This is a genomic window from Shewanella algicola (assembly GCF_014648035.1).
In the GTDB taxonomy this organism is placed as follows: Bacteria; Pseudomonadota; Gammaproteobacteria; order Enterobacterales; family Shewanellaceae; genus Shewanella; species Shewanella algicola.
In genome coordinates, this window is record NZ_BMQI01000073.1 from 1 (window position 1) to 17,067 (window position 17,067).

Consider the following 17,067-nt stretch of genomic DNA (forward strand, 5'->3'; position numbering starts at 1 on the left):
TGTATGAGCGGTTAAGTAAAGAAAACTCTCTTAAAATATGATCTACATAAGGGATGGTTACAGGAGACGGATAGTGATTACTCTTTTATTGAGTATTAAATATTTGTTTGAATGACGCTGCATATTGCATTGGCTTAGGTGCTGTTTGTCAGGACGATCATAGCAGAACACTACAAGCGTAATAAGATGGCAATTGATGGATTTTGCAATATCATGGCAATCTTCTTAAAAGATTGAAATTTGATATCCACTTCCTGTCAACTGTTGCTAACTTATAGTGATATTTTTGTAAGGCGAGAATAAGCCAACCACTTTCAGTAGTTGGCTTATTCTAAGCATAATCTACTTATCTGTAAGCGCGAGCTTATTATAAGTCGGTTTTTCATGCATCTGTCCCATAGCCTCAGCTACTTCAGGCGGCATATAATTTTCATCGTGCTTGGCCAGAACCTCAGTTGCCTCTAGCTGCCCTGATTCAGCCAGTATTCCCTGCGCTACAATTCCTTGTCCCTCTCTGAATAAGTCTGGTAATAGGTCATCATATGTCACAAGCACTTGTCCTCCCAATGAATCATGCACCACAAACTCTACATGTAAAGTTTTTGGATCACGTTTCATTGATCCCATCGTTACCATACCACCAACTCGGATCCGTTGACCAACTCCTGGCATTTCGCCTGAATCAGTTTTCCCGTGAGTAATTTCATAGGGTGTATAGAATAAGTTTAAATTTGAATTTAGTGCGTATAATAGCGTTGAAGTAAGTGCTGCTCCGCCTGCAATAATTACAACGGCGTAAGTTAATCTTTTTTTACGTCTTAGATTCATGGTTATTACCTCTTATTTCTTTCAGGTGCTGATCTCGAGTTATCTTTTTAGCTATTTCAATAAGAACCATATGCTTCTTTTAAATGCTAAAGATTATCAATAGGGCTAGGCAGCCGAACGTTACGCCATACGACAGCCAAACATAAAATGCGTAACCGCCCATAAACAGAAGATCGTTGAATGAATTAAATTGCATTATTTAGCTTCCTCTGTGATTGCTAAATCCCTTACCCAAGTTCGCATACCATTTCGAGCAAGGATTTCAGTTCTATAGCGGATCAGAGTGATGGCGACAATCATTGCGCCAAAACCAACTATGTTAATTAATAGTGGATATAACATATCGGTCGACATGGACGACTTTTCAGTAAATTTAATGCTTGATGGTTGATGTATGCTACTCCACCAGTCAACAGAATATTTAATAATTGGAATATTTATTATTCCTACAATTGCAAGAATGCCAGACGCCCTCGCAGCGAGGACTTTATCTTCAAATGAAGCATATAATGAAATTATTCCAAGGTATAAAAACAATAACACCAGCTCAGATGTTAAACGTGCGTCCCATACCCACCAAGTGCCCCACATAGGTTTACCCCATGTTGCGCCCGTTAATAAGGCGATAAAGGTCATCATAGCACCGATAGGCGCTATCGCAGCAGCAGCCCAATCTGCCGATTTTATTTTCCAGACTAAGCCTACTAAAGAGGATACTGCCATGGTCATATAAGCTATCATAGACATTGATGCTGCAGGTACATGGATAAAGATAATACGGTAGCTATCTCCTTGCTGGTAATCTGTAGGGGCAAACACTAAACCCCAAATGCTGCCTGTCCCGACGAGCAATATTGCCAAGAAGCTAAACCACGGTAACATGGTGCCAGACAATTTATATGCCTGCTCTGGGTCTTCGAAACAATGTAGCCACTTCCACATTAGTCTGTTCTCACTTGTAGATGGTTATTGGGGCCAGTTATAAAAGGTAATAGGATTAAAAACCGATCAACATAATGGTTATTAACACGAGAAAACTAGATTGCATCGCGCGCTCTAACATTCAGCAATTACTGGAGTTTATAGGGAGTAGAACGGTGACTACTCAGCTGACCTGATAGCCACAGATTAACTTAATCTCTAGTTTAAGCTGAGATTGTCGTCACAAAAATATGAGATTTTTAAGATTATCTTCAAATCTTTAATTGAGCGAAAGTTATCCTATTTGCCTCTTGATTAGATTATGCAAATAATAACTCGCTGACTGAGATTTCTGTATCATCATTGATAAGAAAGAAAAACGATTGCCCCAGAAAACATAAAGGTCTGTATTGCCATCAGAAGTCCAAGGATGAAATAGCGATATTGGGCTTATTTGTTGTACATATTCTCGTTTGCTTAGGTACAATGGATATAGAGAATTAGGCTTGAGTAGCGCGACTCTATGAGCTTTCAATAAATTTTTAGGCTGATGTGGTCAACTAAATTAGTACACAAATATAGGTGTTGACTTGTTGTATCGATCATCCGGAGAACAATTGCTAAGTTAAGCCTGATACTAGCTTTACCTCCTCTATAAAAAAGCACCAAACGTATCCACGTTCAGTGCTTCCTATCTTAGGTGATATCCAATTAAATATATGCAGTCAATTTTTGTACAATGTAACGGACTTTTGTCAGCTATTACACTTTAATGGATGCACTTTTTAAGTCACTAGGTCTCATCGGGATTTTACGTAAACGTATACCGACGGCTTTGTAGATTGCATTCGCAATCGCTGGAGCAACAGGGGTTACTGCCGGTTCACCTAATCCAGATGGTGGCATTTTACTCGGGATAAACTCGATTTTAACTTCTGGAGTTTGGCCCAAGCGCAGCGGGGTATAGGTATCGAAGTTTGAGTCTTTATACTGACCATTAAGCAGTTCAGTACCTTCATACAAGGCCATCGATAATCCCCACAATGCTGCGCCCTGACACTGAGCTTCAGCACCATTAGGGTCAACAATAATACCGGCATCGATGGCAATATAAAGCTTTTGCACATTGACAATACCATTGGTTTTGTCTACATGCACTTGGACCGCACACGCTACCCAGGTTGGCATTTCACGCTCTTGACCAAAGGTTGATGCAATGCCAAGTCCTGTATCTTTGGCTTGCGGAGTGCCCCAACCAATCATCTCAGCAGCTTTTTTCAATACTGCGGCTTGGCGAGCCGCGCCACCTTCAGCAACGGGTGTGCTACCAGCATTTCGGCCTTCGGCAATGAGCATGTCTAGGCGGAACTGCAATGGATCTTTACCCGCGTGATGGGCAGCTTCATCCATAAAGCTTTCAACTGCCCAGCTTGTCCAACCCGGTCCAACAGAACGTAAAAAACCTGGTCTGAAGGTCGCCATAGCCAGATCGTTTGATACCGCACGTACCTTTTGTGCGCCAACGCTATACCAATGGTCTGCACCTGTAATTGAAAACGGATCAAATGGTTCGCCATTGGTGCCTTTGGGCATAAACCCTGGCGCTACTACTTGGGTTGGCCAACCTGCTGTGGCGTGATGTTCCATTGCGGTAACCGCTTTTTTATCATCAAATGCCATTTTGAGTTGTTGAACTGATGCAGAACGCGCGCTATCAAATAACATGTCTTGTGGACGTATCATCACCATTTTAACCGGTTTACCGCCTAATGCTTTAGAGGTCAACGCCGCAGGAATGGTGTAATCGCCGTTAAGTCTGCGGCCAAAGCCACCGCCTAACATGTAGCTACGAATCACAATGTTAGCTTCTTCTTCACCTAATGCAGTGGCCAATACGGGAAGGGTAAGCGATTGCCACTGACAACCTGAATGCACTTCCCATATGCCGTCTTGGTTTTTAAATACCAGAGCATTAAGCGGTTCCATTTGTGCGTGGAGTACCGTGCTGGTGATGTATTCTTCTGCAATGGTACTTTTTGCACTCGCAAATACTGGACCAGTGTCAGTATTGCCTGTGTCTAAAATACTGCCTTTGGTTTGGTCGCCAAGTAATTGCTTACCATGAGCAATAATGTCTGCTTCAGACACGTTGGCCGTTTTACCTGCGTCCCATGTTACTTTCACGAGCTTTGAGGCTTTTTGGGCCGCATTAAAGCTACTGGCGATAACCATTAACCAACCTGGCACACTGCCACTGGCATCATCTAGTACGATAGTTTGTTGATAACCCTTAACGGCTTTTGCAGCAGAGTCGTCAAACTTAACCACTTTGGAGCCATAACGTGTTGGTGGCAAAATTGGGTTAGCGTAAACCATGCCATCAACCTTGGCGTCGATACCAAATATCGTTTTACCATTGGTTTTATTAGCGATATCAAGAGACGTCACCTGTTGGCCAACCAGTTTAAGATCGGCATTCGGCTTCAATGGCAGGGTTTTAAGTTCTTCTTCAGTAAACTGACGTGTTAAGCCCATGGTGACTAACTCACCGTAAGACAGCTCGCCTTTACTTGAGATAATTTTACCGTTACTGGCTTTACAGTCTTTTGCTGCAATACCCCATTTTTTAGCCGCAGCTTCAATTAACGCTGTACGGCCAGCAGCACCCGCTTGACGGTAAACTGGCCAGCTTTGTGAAATAGACCAACTGCCGCCGGTAACCATGTAACCCCAACGCGGGTCACTGTCGACATGGATAATCTCGACATCATCCCATGAAGCTTCTAGTTCATCAGCAAGAATACGCGCAATAGCAGTACCGACATGTTGGCCCATTTCTGAGCGCATAATGTTGACTTTAATTTTGCCTGCGGTATCGATTGAGTACCATAAAGACGGTTCGTAAATATCGCCTTCGCTTGGGAGTACTTTACCGTCTGGGCTAGCAGGATCCATTGCCGCCATCAAATGGCGAGGAAAACCAAAGCTGACACCTACAGCTGTCATCGCAATTAAAAAACCACGGCGGGTTATACCAGCCGATCCACGTTTAGGCATTCTGCTCATCGTTGTTCTCCTTAATTGCGTTTGCAGCTTCATGAATGGCACCACGAATACGAACGTAGGTCATACAACGACATAAGTTTCCGCCCATCACAGCGTCAATGTCTTTGTCTGAAGGTTCAGGAATGTCTTTTAGTAGCGCTGCAGCTTGCATAATTTGGCCCGACTGGCAGTAACCACACTGTGGTACCTGCAGTTTTTGCCAAGAAATTTGCAATGGATGATCACCCTTTTCAGAAAGCCCCTCAATCGTAGTGATTTCGGCTCCTTCAACTAACGAAACTGGGGTAATGCATGAACGCCATGCCCGTCCATTTACATGGACGGTACAGGCACCACAGCTACCGATACCACAACCAAATTTGGTGCCAGTCATGTCCAGTTCATCACGAATAACCCACAGTAGAGGAGTATCACTCTCTACATCGGCAGTCATCGGTTTGCCGTTTAAAATAAATTTTGCCATTGCCACTTCTCCAGTGAATTAGTGCTCAAATCGGGATTGATTGCGGATTTCGTCCACTTGTTATTGTAATTTAGGATCGCTGCTTTTGCAGATAATTGAAATAAACAAGCCGCTACGGCAATAATATCTTTATTGCTTAGAGTATCACTAGACCTCGGTTTTAGCCTGCTAAATCACTCATAAAAAAGAATTTTAATATATTTGTCACATCATTTTGAATAAGAAATAGTATTAATAAACTAGCACCTCATTTGACTATTAGAATGAAATAATACATCAATCCGCTGATTAGTAACAAGACGTAAGTGAAATAATTAGCTTTATCTAATGTTGTGGTTTTATAGCTAGTAGGAATGCCTATAAGGTGGGTGTGGATATGGTTTTTTTGCTAATATATTGTTTATTAAAATTTTAAATGATACTTATTCAACTGAAATTGTTGTTCATTTAAGTGCCTAATTAACTACTTAATAGGCAGTATCTTATACGATTATGTCGAATGCATCATTTCTGTTTTTATTAGATGTTACCATTTCTGTATTTTGATATTGCCTATCATTTAGTATGGTGTTGAGTTTGTTGGTATGACTATCTTTAGGGGGTTAAATGTAAGCGGTTTCTATCCGGATTAAAAAATCCAATTGATGTTCAGCAGCGCTTAGATACAGCAGACTGAATTTTTGTAAATTATCTTTGATATGGAAAAGTTTTGAATAATACGCTCATATCTAGTAATTGTATGTTATTGACCAACTAGCTTATTTATATTTTTGAAATAAGATATTCTATCTATACATATGTTGTTTTCACTGAAGAACTAACTTGAAAAAATCACCAGTTAATTTTTAAGTCAGTAAATTATAGTAATGAAATACATCCTCAAACTATCAATTCGTTAGTTCTTTAGCTTGCCGGGAGCTTCAAGAAGTTCATCAGTCAGACTGTAAAGATTTGGCTAGATTAGTATTGGATTACTTACCCGTAGCTTATGTTTATAGATTAATTTAGCCTATGATCTAATTGTAAATTTAAGAACTAGCACTGTTATAGTTCGATTATCAATTAATGCTTACCAAGCAACACATTTATCTTATTTCTTAATCAGTTCAGCCATCTACAAGCATCAGTTTTGATGCTGTGTTTGATAAATCGTACGGTATTGAATCATTCTGTGACAAAAGTAAATATTCAAAGTAGCATATTGACATAGATAGATAGTCAACTATAATTATTAGCAATAGAAAAAGGTACTGACTAATGGGTCGAAAGAGTGACAGTAGACAACACCTGCAACAGGCAATATTAGATCTGATGTGGGAGACCAGTTATGGCACTCTTACGATCGACCTAATTTGTGAGCGTGCGGGTGTTAAAAAGGGGAGTTTCTATTACTTTTTCAACTCGAAATCCGAGCTTGCCGCGGAGGCTATAAGTTGGAGATGGGAGGCTAAGAAAGCTAAAATGGACACTTTATTTTCGCATACCCGAACCCCTTTAGAACGACTGAAACTGTATTTCGATGATATACGAAATACACAATTAGAGGCCCTCAATACACACGGTCGTATATTGGGTTGTCCTAATTTTAGTGTGGGAGCAGAGATAAGTGGTACTGCACCTGAGTTGGATAAAAAATTGAAGCGCACGTTTACTGATTTACTTGCATATATTGAATCTGCAATTCGTGACGCTCAACTAGTTGGCGACATTAATGTGACTGATCCAGCTATGAGTGCGCGTTGTGTGCTTGCTTTTTTTGAAGGTGTTTTGACTCATGCACAAGTACTCAATGATCCAACGTTATTAGACGATATTTGGCCCGGTACCTTGCAGATGCTTGGTGTTGTTTCTACTTCGGAATAGTCGAAATTAAAGTTATCTATAAAGTAACGGTTAAGCCACTTTTTTGTAAACTAGATTATGATCTACCATCTCAATAAGGAGTTAAAAATTACTCCTTAATTCAAAGGTAACAACATGCAAAACATATTAGATCCAGCTTATTTAGATAAAATAAACATATTGGAGCAAAAAGATCATTGCTCTGATGTTTTTGGTTTACTAGCAATGGATATGCCATTATGAATATTATAGCTCCTCTAAAAAGACAAAGATTAGCGATATCAGCTCTCATTGTCGGTCGAATATTATTAGCTTTATATTTTTTAGTACCAGGAATAATGAAGTTTGTCGCTTGGGACATGCATGTTTCATTAATGGCTCAGCACGGAATGGTGTTTATTCCCTTTCTTCTTACGTCAGCTGGTGTATTCCAAATTGTTGCAGCTTTTGCATTGATATTTAATCGATATACAGCCATTTTCTCATTACTACTGGCCGGTCTTGTTTTGCTTATCAACATCAATTTACATGATTTTTGGAATATTAAGGGTATTGAGGGAGCGCATGAATTACAAAACTTCGTTAAAAATTTAGGTATATTTGCTGGGTTATTACTGCTTTCAGGGCACAGTTATCTTTCGGGTAAGAATAACTCCTACATCTAACTCTGGACAATAATATAATTTGGTTGTATCCATACCCTTGTATGCTAAATGAAAGTGTTCTATTAATATTTCTGATAGGTAGGAGATAGTGAGTTTGATGATATTATTGAGTCGTGTCTTCGGTTCCATAGAATTGATTTATCTCTGTGTTTGTTATGAAAGTTCAATTATATTCTAGACGGTAGAAAACTGACCACTTAATTTGAATTAGATATGATTACAGGCACGCGTTCAGGGCAATATTCTTTTAGAATAGCTCAAACCAACGCTCACGGCTTGCTATAGCATTTAATAGCTACTTAATGAAATAAAAACAGTTAGGCTAAAATTTAAGGTGATATTAATTAACCTTGCTAATTCAAATTTTTACCTAAAAAATACACTTTATTCGTAATGCAGTTCACTTAAGTTGAGAGTTATTTCCTTTTTTGCCACCGATCACTCGGTTATACTGAGTTTTAAGCTAATCATCGAGTCTAATTTCTTTCTCGCTTATTCTCTAACGAAGTTTTCCGCATTGAAGTGTCATGATAAATAGGTTTGTAATTCAATGCATTACGATCTAATTTGTTGAGGTAAGAGTATTGATTCCTCCTTCACTGGAGTGTGGTTAATATGACTTAGCCATTCCCGAGTGCACCATGAGAATTGGTGTTGCAGGTACCGCATCACTTTTAGTGTTGGACTATTACTGGGGTTGTATTAACCCCTTGCTGAATTAGAAAAGGGAGTAAATATTTTATTGTTTATTCCCTTTTTGCTATCTTGCCGAGGGTTAAAAGCTGGCTTTTATACCTACATTGATAGTGGTACCCAGTGCTTGAGTATAGTAACTCGCGTTAGTAGAAGCTTGTGAGCGAGCAGAAAAATAATCTTCATTAAGTAAGTTTTCCACACCTAATGAGAGCTGCCAATTATTGAGTTGATAACTACTGGTTAGGTTCACAACGTTATAATTTTCTATAGGGCCTTGAGAACCAATATATGCGCCATCTACCGGCTCAAATCGGTCTCGGTCACCAACATACATGTAGTTAATACCAATACTCGCTTCTTCAACGGGCTGCCAACTAATATAAGCTGTTAATTTAGGAGGGGATATGGCGCCACCATCTATGTAAGTATCCGTTTCAGTGTCTTTACCTTCAACCCAGCTATAGCTTAAACCTGTATTGAGATTATCTAACACTCGATAGTCAACTTGCGCTTCGTAACCCCAAATTTTTTGTGGTGCGCGTACAGGCAAGTAAATGCCTGTTGTTGCATCAAAGCTGTTACTTGTGCCTAATTCTGATTTACTTCGGTAGGCGGCAATTTCATAATTCAGATCACCAAGTTGACCAGAAAAACCGATTTCATAATTATCAACAATCGATGATTCTGTGCGTATTAACGCAATATCATCGACAGTGGCTGTTCGTAAAAGGCGGCCAATATCTGAAATATCTGCACCTTGGGAAAAGCTCATAAACGGGTTAAACAACTCGTTCATATTGTAACGTAAGCCAATATTATAGGTGGTTGAGTTATATGTTAATTCTCCGCCTGTGACATCAAAAGGTACTGAGCACGTACTTGGCGTTCGGCAAAGTTTTAAGGTTTGATAATCATCGACCGTTAAATTAACACTGTCTTGGCGGATACCGGCTTTAATAACCCAATCGTCGGCAATAACAAACTTAGTTTGTAAATAAACCGCTAAGTTACGCATGTCCATTTCAGGCACCCAAATTCGGCCGTCTTCTAATGGTTGTGAACTGATGTCTTGCAGCGCATCAATACCATAAATGAAGGTTGATTCAACATTATCCCAATCAACTTGGGTAGCAAAGTTAACGCGTAGGCCTTTCTTTTCTGACTTGATGAAGGACTGACCCCCTTCGTAACCTTCACTTTGATTAGCGAGTGCAGTTGAAAAGAAAAACATGTTTTCAATTTTTTGCAGATAACCATCAACGGTTAATTGGGTGTTAGTGAATATCTCTTGGTCGACGTATTTTAACATTAGGTTATGATTGCCACGCGGCCCTTGAGGTACGCCCAGCTTTACAATCCCAGTAGTATTGTCTATCGAGTAAGTTTTTTCGCCTGTGTTAGCATTGCCAACAACATCTATGTAGTCAGATTCTTGTTGGGCTTCGTAGTAGTTATACGTCAGTTGAATCGACTTGTCGTCGTCGAGTTGATAGCCGAGTTTAGTAAAATAATTATTCGATTTAGTTTCTGATAAACCATAGACTAATCCGATAGCGTCACCTTCTGAATCACGTTCAACACCTGTTTTTTCGGTAATGGCACTAAATACGTAACTGAAATTATCAACCGTACCGTCTATTGATGTATCCACTCGATAACCGGCACTGTCTTGTAATTTTACCGCACTAAATTTACTGGAAGCCCCAACCTTCACTCGTGCTTTATCTTCACTGGCTCGTTTAGTGATGTAGTTGATGATGCCGCCTGAAGCGCCATTGCCATAAATTGAGGTCGCTCCTTTAATCACTTCAATACGCTCAATGACCCCTGCATCGATAGAGCTTATGCCTAATTTTCCATTTCGTAATGGGGTAGATTGTGGTACGCCATCAATCATGACTAGTGCGGCACGACCGCGTAAGTTTTGTCCCGAGTTACTTGATGTGCCAGTGCTTGGCGCTAACCCTGGAACGCGAAATGCAAGTAAGTTTTGTAACTGCGAAGTCATTAACATGTCTTGTGCGAGGGTTTGTTGCTCAATAAGCGTGACTGAAGAAGGGACTTCCTCTATCCGTTCTGCAGAGCGACTACCAGTAATAATCATTCGCTCCATTGAAGCTTGGTTTTCTGTGGCTTGTGTTGAAGATTCTGCATTGGCATGAGTTACGGGGAGTACTAATAAAAATAATGCACAATGTGTCGCAATAGCCAATTGGCTAGGCTTAAATAACATAGGTATACCGATTAACAAATAATGAATGGTCGTTAATAATATTCATTATCATTAGCGTGTGAATATTATTTACATTATTTACCTTCCTATTAAAGTAAAATTATTTGACTCATATTATGTTAATACAAACACTAAAGGGAAAAGTGAGTTTGATGCCGTTGAGATACTATCAATACGTATGAAATTGCCATTCCTCTTGGAAGACGATGTACTACACGCATCCAATTCAGCAGATACTGACGAATATCTGTCCTGCCACAATTTTTGAAGGTTCTGATAAGAAGGGGGGGAACAATCAAGTTTTAAAGGCAGCTAGTCGGGGTGATGCTTAGCTAATATGTTAATTTTTATGCACTTTAAAACGTCATTGACTAGAGAGTATATCGGTAATGGTATAATAATAATCTAACATGAATTTTCTAAACAAATCAGAAGAAGGTAGTAAGATATTAGATGGATAAATTACTGGCGTTGAAAATGTTTGTCGAGACGGTTGATGCGAAGGGGTTTTCCTCGGCAGCACGCAACCTTTCAGTTGCCACATCATCGGTAACACGCATGGTAGATTCACTTGAATCCGAATTAGGCACAGTGCTCTTAAATCGATCAACTCGACAAATCACCATATCTGATGCCGGTATGGCATATTACATGAGTGCAAGGAAGATTCTTGACAGTGTAGTTCAAGCAGATGAAAAGATAAAAGACAGCCAAGATGAGCCATCAGGTCCACTGCGCGTGACGGTGCCAACAGCATTTGGTCGTTTTGTTATTGCACCACATATAGGCAGTTTTTTACATTCTCACCCTAGAGTAGATTTGGATCTGGTTCTCAGTGATGAAATTATAGATTTATTTAATCAGCGTATCGATCTTTCGATCAGACTTGGTTCCCCTGCGCCAAATGAAGAGTTAGTTAGTAGGCCATTAGGTCTATTTCGACGGCTAGTGGTTGCTAGTCCAGACTATATAAAGCAATATGGTCGTCCGCAGCAGCCAGCAGATTTATTGCAACACCAATGTTTACGCTTTAGTAGCCAGCTAGTATGGACGTTTCTGTCTGAAGATGAAGAGCTACGTATTCCTGTAGCAGGCAAGTTAAAGACCAATAATGTTGAAGTTATCAGGGAGATAGTTTTGTCTGGTCATGGCATCGCTTTATTACCAGATTGGTTGATCCAACAAGATATTAATGGTGGAAAAATGATCAGTCTACTGACTTCATATCAAGTTAATCCCAATAGTTCCAGTGCCGCAATTTCTGCTTTATATTTACCTAACCATCGCGGATCAAAAAGAGTAAATGCATTTATCGACTTCGTTAGAGAAATCGTTAAATAATAGCTATTAACTCAGTGTTCAGTAGCAGACATATCAATAACGAGTCAGTGTTGCATAATAAGCAATTGAGTTTTGCGTCCAGTTGATATTCTTTTTTGATACTCATACCTTTATAATATGATGTTAAAATTATTATTGATCGATAAGCGAGTATGAATAAATCGCTAAATTTTACGGTGATTGTGTTTTCGAGAATGCTTTTAAACTACTTTTTTAGATTGAGCTGCCGGTAATTAAACTAAAAATTAGCGCACTTTATAATCAAAATAAGTGAATAGGCTAAAACCAAGTAGTTCAAGCTTTGTCACTACTGAATATCCTACTGACACAGACTAATGTGTCATCTGCATTAATTTATACCAGCAAGGAAACCTTTTTATGAACCACTTATTTACCCCTCTAAAAATCGGTCACTTGACTTTAGAAAATCGTGTTGTCATTGCACCTATGTGTCAGTATTCTGCTGATGAGGGCGCAGCAACAGATTGGCATACTTTACACTTGGGTAGATTAGCGTTATCAGGTGCCGGATTACTCATTCTAGAAGCTGCCGCGGTAAATCCGACAGGCCGTATAACTTATGCTGATTTGGGATTATGGGATGATAGGACAGAGCTGGCACTAGCCCAATCATTGGCTGTAGCTCGTCGTTATTCCAATATACCTATCGCTATCCAGCTATCACATGCTGGCCGTAAAGCATCAACTCAGAAACCTTGGGATGGCGGCAATTTCATTGCAGCTGATGCACAAAATGGTTGGCCCCCAGTGGCTCCCTCTGCATTACCTTTTACTGTTGATGGACCCATACCTGATGAACTAAGCGTTAAAGATATTGTTAATATTTTGGAAGATTTTACGGCTGCGGCTAAACGTGCAGAAAGGTTAGGCATTGATGCCATTGAAATACATGCTGCCCATGGCTATTTAATCCATCAGTTTCTATCACCATTGTCGAATACGCGTGATGATCAATATGGTGGTAATCTTGAGAACCGTATGCGTTTTTTACTAGATGTTGTCGATCGTATGCTTGCTGTGATATCGGATAAGATGACCCTGGGCGTGCGTATTTCAGCCACCGATTGGGTTGATGGTGGTTGGGATCTTGGACAAAGTATAATATTAGCTCAAGCACTTGCCGCTAAGGGATGTCACTTTATCCATGTGAGTACTGCAGGCTTAAGTTCTCAGCAACAGATCCCAGTGGCACCAGGGTTTCAGGTGCCATTTGCTGAGGCAATAAAGCAAGCTGTGGATATCCCTGTTATAGCAGTTGGCTTGATAGACAATCCAAAAGTAGCAGATGAAATCATCGCTTCTGGTAAAGCTGATGCTGTAGCATTAGCTCGGGGTATTCTTTATAACCCACACTGGGTCTGGCATGCGGCCGCTGAATTAGGTCAGCAAGTTACTGCACCACCGCAGTACCTTCGTTCATCTCCTCATGGTATTCCTTCGCCATTTAAATAGTGCTCATGTGCTGCTTAGGGGAGCTAAATGAGTTTATTCAAATATCTAAGGTGCTCTTTGCAAAAGTTGAGCACTTTTTATCTATAATATAAAAATAGTAAATAAAACAAATGCTTGCCTATTTATCTTTACAGTATGATTTACTTTATCCGAGATGTTTGTAAAAACGCATTCTCTATGTCCCCCCTAATTCGCAATAATATTGGGCTGTGATAAACCGTTTCAAGATCAGGTAAATGCAACCTTTACATATTCAAGTGATGCATGATTTTACCTGTCAACTGTGGCTGATAGCAGTAAACCTATTGGAACGGGAATTTAACGAAGAATAACTTACTAACGAAGTCTATATTACCTTCTGACCATTACAATAAAACTTAGAGTGCCATTAAAAGGCCTGCTTGCGATGCTTTTATGTTCCGAACCTGGATAAGTGCTTATTTTGGTCAAAGATAGAATATTGGTGTCAATGTGGTGTGAACTATCGTTATGGCATTTAGAGCACTTGATTGCCGCAAACAATCTGGAGTTAGTAGATGAACAAGAGGCCAGTGCACTAGCACTTGTCGCTCACTCTGTTTCAAGTATTTTGATTAGCCATCAGTTAGTGACGTGGTTTAATTGATACGACTAAGCGAGTTAAGACGTAATTGATTTAACTGGAGATTGAAATGAAAACACGTAAGTCCTATTCAAAAGAAATCAAGCTTGATGCCAAATGAGTCAGAACGTTTATATTGGAATGACTCTAGAACCGTGGCCAATTTAACTTGACCACTACAGTTCAAGCAATTGCTAGAGCCAAAAGCCTTGGCGTTTACTTTTTAGGTGAGCTAGTACCTTTTAAGTCACGTTTAGTCATTTTCAAGCGCAACGCAAAGTTTGACCAAAAAATTGCGAAGTTATTATGCCGGATATTCGACTTTGGAGGTTGTTATAAGTAGTACATGCGCGAAAAATATTGCGAAGCAGATTTAAACGAGTTTAAAGTTAATTTATTCCCCCTGCCAGCACCGCAAATAGATAAATGGTCAACTGAGCATATCGATTTGACTGAAACACGTATTAAGTATCACTATCAAACATATTGTGCTCAATACAGATTCAAGCTTTTGAATGCTTTAGTCAATGAGTTTAAGCCCAAAGTTATCGTCTGTTTTGGCCGTGGTTATGGTTATATAGAAGAATTCAAACTCGCTTTTTGGGGAGAGGGCTCGCCAGCATCTCTCACTGAAATAGAAATCAAAATTAGCGAGCGAAATATCATATCAGTACTTAGTTCAAATTACGCGACGAAGTTAATTATAGCGCTTTTTTTGGGGAGAAACTTGACGGCGGATCGTGACTTGAAGGAGATTGCAGAGAATATCAAAAATATCATTCTGCCGGATACGGTGGGATTTCAATCCTCAACATGTCTGTAGTGGTCAAGTTAAAATAATTTGATGACTATTTTCAAACCTACTTCTTATGCTTAACTGATTCAAGTGCCGCTAGCCAAACTAAAGGTAAGATAATTAACGCTGAACCTATCACTAGACTCATATCTGGTACTTCATCAAACCACATTATCCCAACCACTACAGCACCTAGTAAACCAGTATATTCAGCACTAGAAATTTTATGTGCTTCCACAGTTCGATATACAAAAACGCATATACCGGCATAGATCAAAATGAACAAATTAGAGCTAGCCGCTGTCAATAGCGGAGACCAATCCAAAGGTTGGTTTTCCCAAATAGCTAAACTAAGAGCAAAGGGTATTCCCATTAGATTGGTCAAGAATAAGGTTTGAACTACATTGTGATGATAGGGCAGTTTACGAATTAATAGATTATTTGTAGCCATTGTTACCGCGACTATAAGTGCAGATATAGCTGCTAAACTAATCTGTGTCGGTTGTACAACAATGATAATACCTATAAAACCAATAATCGATACAGCTATAGTTGGGATGGTTAACTTGTCTCTATAAAATAAAAAACCTAACGGTAACATAAGTAGTGGGGCAGTATAAAAAATAGCATTAACAGTTGCCAGAGGCAGAGCTTGAAGAGATAACACCATGAATATAGCACCAAACAACCAAACATGGCCACGTACAAAGTGCCATTTTACATGACTAAATAATTTGCTTTTTGTATTGATTAAACAAAATGGTAACAGCATCAAAACGGCTGTTAATTGACGAAATAGAACAAATTGATACACCGCAGTCCCAGTCGGCATGTTTTTAATCAGAGCATCTGAGAGGACTGCGACAATGTTTCCTAAAACCAATAAAACCATTGCAAATCCAACACTCATCTTCGGCATTCTTACCCTCGGCTTTATCAGGAATATATATAAAAACTAAATAGGATTACGCAAATTACTTGCGTTAAGTCGTCAGTATATTCCTATAGAGCTATGACGTATAATGATATAAATCCATTTAGTATTAGTTGAGCTAATAATGAAGTTACCGCCATTGCGCGCAATACAATGCTTTGAATCAGTTGCAAGACTTAATAGCTTTTCAAAAGCAGCAGCAAGCCTCAATGTGACTCAGAGTGCAGTGAGTCACCAAGTACGAATTCTCGAGGAGTATCTTGGTGAAGCAATGTTTTATAGGCAAGGTCGGACTTTTTCTTTAACAGAAGTTGGAGAGCGTTATTTCACAGAAGTAAATCGCTCACTAGCTATCCTTTCAAATACTAGTCAGATTATTCGACATGGAAAACCTGGGTATATTCGCTTAGCTCTTTATAGCTCTGTGGCCGTTAATTGGTTAATTCCGCGATTAGAAGATTTCCGTAAACAATATCCAGAGATAGAAGTAACGTTAGATATGGTCACAGACCAGCCCGACTTTAATGATCAATTTGCTGACTGTTTCATTACCGTAAACCCACCAAAACGTCATTTTGTCAGTAAATTATTATTTACAGAAAAGCTATTTCCTGTTTGTGGTCAAAATCTTTGGGAAAAAATAAGAGGAAAGCCACTGCCTGAGGCATTATGGCGACATCCTATATTGTCAGTGCGATATTCTGACACAAATGAAAACATCGCTAGTGATTGGCTGCGATGGTGCAAAGCTGGTGGATTTGAACTACCTAGTGATCTAAAAATCAATAAATTTAGTCATGTACTACTTGCTGCAGAAGCAGCACGTTACAATTTAGGTGTTACTCTTATTAATAACTATATGATGGTAGATCAATCTAATAAGCAGAATTTTGTTAGAATTCCGATGCATGAATTGATAACGGGTGATAATTTTTATTTTGTTTATAGAGAGTTAAACTCTAATCGAACTGATATAATTAGTTTTGGTCGTTGGTTAGAACAGCAATGTTAGTACTTAATTTATAATAGTTTTCTTCAATAATTTTTTCTGCAATTCATCTTTATGAAAACTTGATATGACTAGTTGGGAGAAATGGATTCAAAAATTTCCGACAAGTAAATAGCGAATAACCAGGATCCCCTAGATAACGGCGTTTTTCAAGGTAGTTGTCGCCTAAGCTGTTAAGCTGCTTCTTTTTTGTTCTCTG

13 protein-coding genes and 1 pseudogene are annotated in these 17,067 nt (G+C 39.4%); 7 read left to right on the forward strand and 7 right to left on the reverse strand.

Features of this window, described 5'->3' with window-relative positions:
• Positions 1–342: 342 nt before the first annotated feature.
• The 5 genes and pseudogenes from ccmE to IEY42_RS20395 form a co-directional block, all read right to left on the reverse strand.
• A complete protein-coding gene (gene ccmE, locus IEY42_RS20375) occupies positions 343–828 on the reverse strand; it encodes a cytochrome c maturation protein CcmE (protein ID WP_188927048.1) in 486 nt (161 codons plus the stop codon).
• Positions 812–1,024 (reverse strand): annotated as a pseudogene (gene ccmD / locus IEY42_RS20380) (heme exporter protein CcmD). Before ccmD ends, ccmE begins: the two are co-directional and overlap by 17 nt.
• Positions 1,024–1,770, reverse strand: coding sequence for a heme ABC transporter permease CcmC (gene ccmC / locus IEY42_RS20385; protein ID WP_188927049.1), 747 nt, complete (start codon positions 1,768–1,770; stop codon positions 1,024–1,026). Before ccmC ends, ccmD begins: the two are co-directional and overlap by 1 nt.
• 741 nt (positions 1,771–2,511) lie before the next feature.
• Positions 2,512–4,815 (reverse strand): xanthine dehydrogenase family protein molybdopterin-binding subunit, encoded by a 2,304-nt coding sequence (locus tag IEY42_RS20390; RefSeq protein ID WP_188927050.1) that lies wholly within the window; start codon positions 4,813–4,815, stop codon positions 2,512–2,514.
• A complete protein-coding gene (locus IEY42_RS20395) occupies positions 4,799–5,278 on the reverse strand; it encodes a (2Fe-2S)-binding protein (RefSeq protein WP_188927051.1) in 480 nt (159 codons plus the stop codon). The genes IEY42_RS20390 and IEY42_RS20395 overlap by 17 nt, the downstream gene beginning before the upstream one ends.
• A 1,257-nt stretch (positions 5,279–6,535) precedes the next feature.
• On the opposite strand from IEY42_RS20395, the gene IEY42_RS20400 reads away from it, so the two are divergent.
• Positions 6,536–7,141 carry a TetR/AcrR family transcriptional regulator gene (locus tag IEY42_RS20400; RefSeq protein ID WP_188927052.1) on the forward strand — a complete coding sequence of 202 codons (606 nt, stop codon included), beginning with the start codon at positions 6,536–6,538 and terminating at the stop codon, positions 7,139–7,141.
• 218 nt (positions 7,142–7,359) lie between these two features.
• Positions 7,360–7,785: a DoxX family protein gene (locus IEY42_RS20405; protein WP_188927053.1), complete on the forward strand. Its 426-nt coding sequence runs from the start codon at positions 7,360–7,362 to the stop codon at positions 7,783–7,785.
• A gap of 775 nt (positions 7,786–8,560) precedes the next feature.
• Here IEY42_RS20405 and IEY42_RS20410 read toward each other — a convergent pair.
• Entirely contained in the window at positions 8,561–10,714 is a 2,154-nt protein-coding gene (locus IEY42_RS20410) for a TonB-dependent receptor (RefSeq protein ID WP_188927054.1), read from the reverse strand.
• A gap of 453 nt (positions 10,715–11,167) precedes the next feature.
• Here IEY42_RS20410 and IEY42_RS20415 point away from each other — a divergent pair, with 453 nt between their 5' ends.
• The 4 genes from IEY42_RS20415 (at position 11,168) to IEY42_RS20430 (ending at position 14,952) form a co-directional block, all read left to right on the forward strand.
• Complete coding sequence (locus tag IEY42_RS20415; RefSeq protein ID WP_188927055.1) at positions 11,168–12,055, forward strand: LysR family transcriptional regulator; 888 nt, start codon at positions 11,168–11,170, stop codon at positions 12,053–12,055.
• Between the two features lie 378 nt (positions 12,056–12,433).
• On the forward strand, positions 12,434–13,528 hold the full coding sequence (locus tag IEY42_RS20420; protein WP_188927056.1) for an NADH:flavin oxidoreductase/NADH oxidase: 1,095 nt from the start codon (positions 12,434–12,436) through the stop codon (positions 13,526–13,528).
• 469 nt (positions 13,529–13,997) lie between these two features.
• Positions 13,998–14,153 (forward strand): hypothetical protein, encoded by a 156-nt coding sequence (locus tag IEY42_RS20425; RefSeq protein ID WP_188927057.1) that lies wholly within the window; start codon positions 13,998–14,000, stop codon positions 14,151–14,153.
• Positions 14,154–14,475: 322 nt separating this feature from the next.
• Entirely contained in the window at positions 14,476–14,952 is a 477-nt protein-coding gene (locus IEY42_RS20430; RefSeq protein WP_188927058.1) for a hypothetical protein, read from the forward strand.
• A gap of 37 nt (positions 14,953–14,989) precedes the next feature.
• Here the strand turns inward: IEY42_RS20430 and IEY42_RS20435 are convergent, their stop codons facing one another.
• Entirely contained in the window at positions 14,990–15,835 is an 846-nt protein-coding gene (locus IEY42_RS20435) for a DMT family transporter (protein ID WP_373292899.1), read from the reverse strand.
• A 148-nt stretch (positions 15,836–15,983) separates the two neighbouring features.
• Here IEY42_RS20435 and IEY42_RS20440 point away from each other — a divergent pair, with 148 nt between their 5' ends.
• Positions 15,984–16,871: a LysR substrate-binding domain-containing protein gene (locus tag IEY42_RS20440; RefSeq protein WP_188927060.1), complete on the forward strand. Its 888-nt coding sequence runs from the start codon at positions 15,984–15,986 to the stop codon at positions 16,869–16,871.
• Positions 16,872–17,067 lie beyond the last annotated feature (196 nt).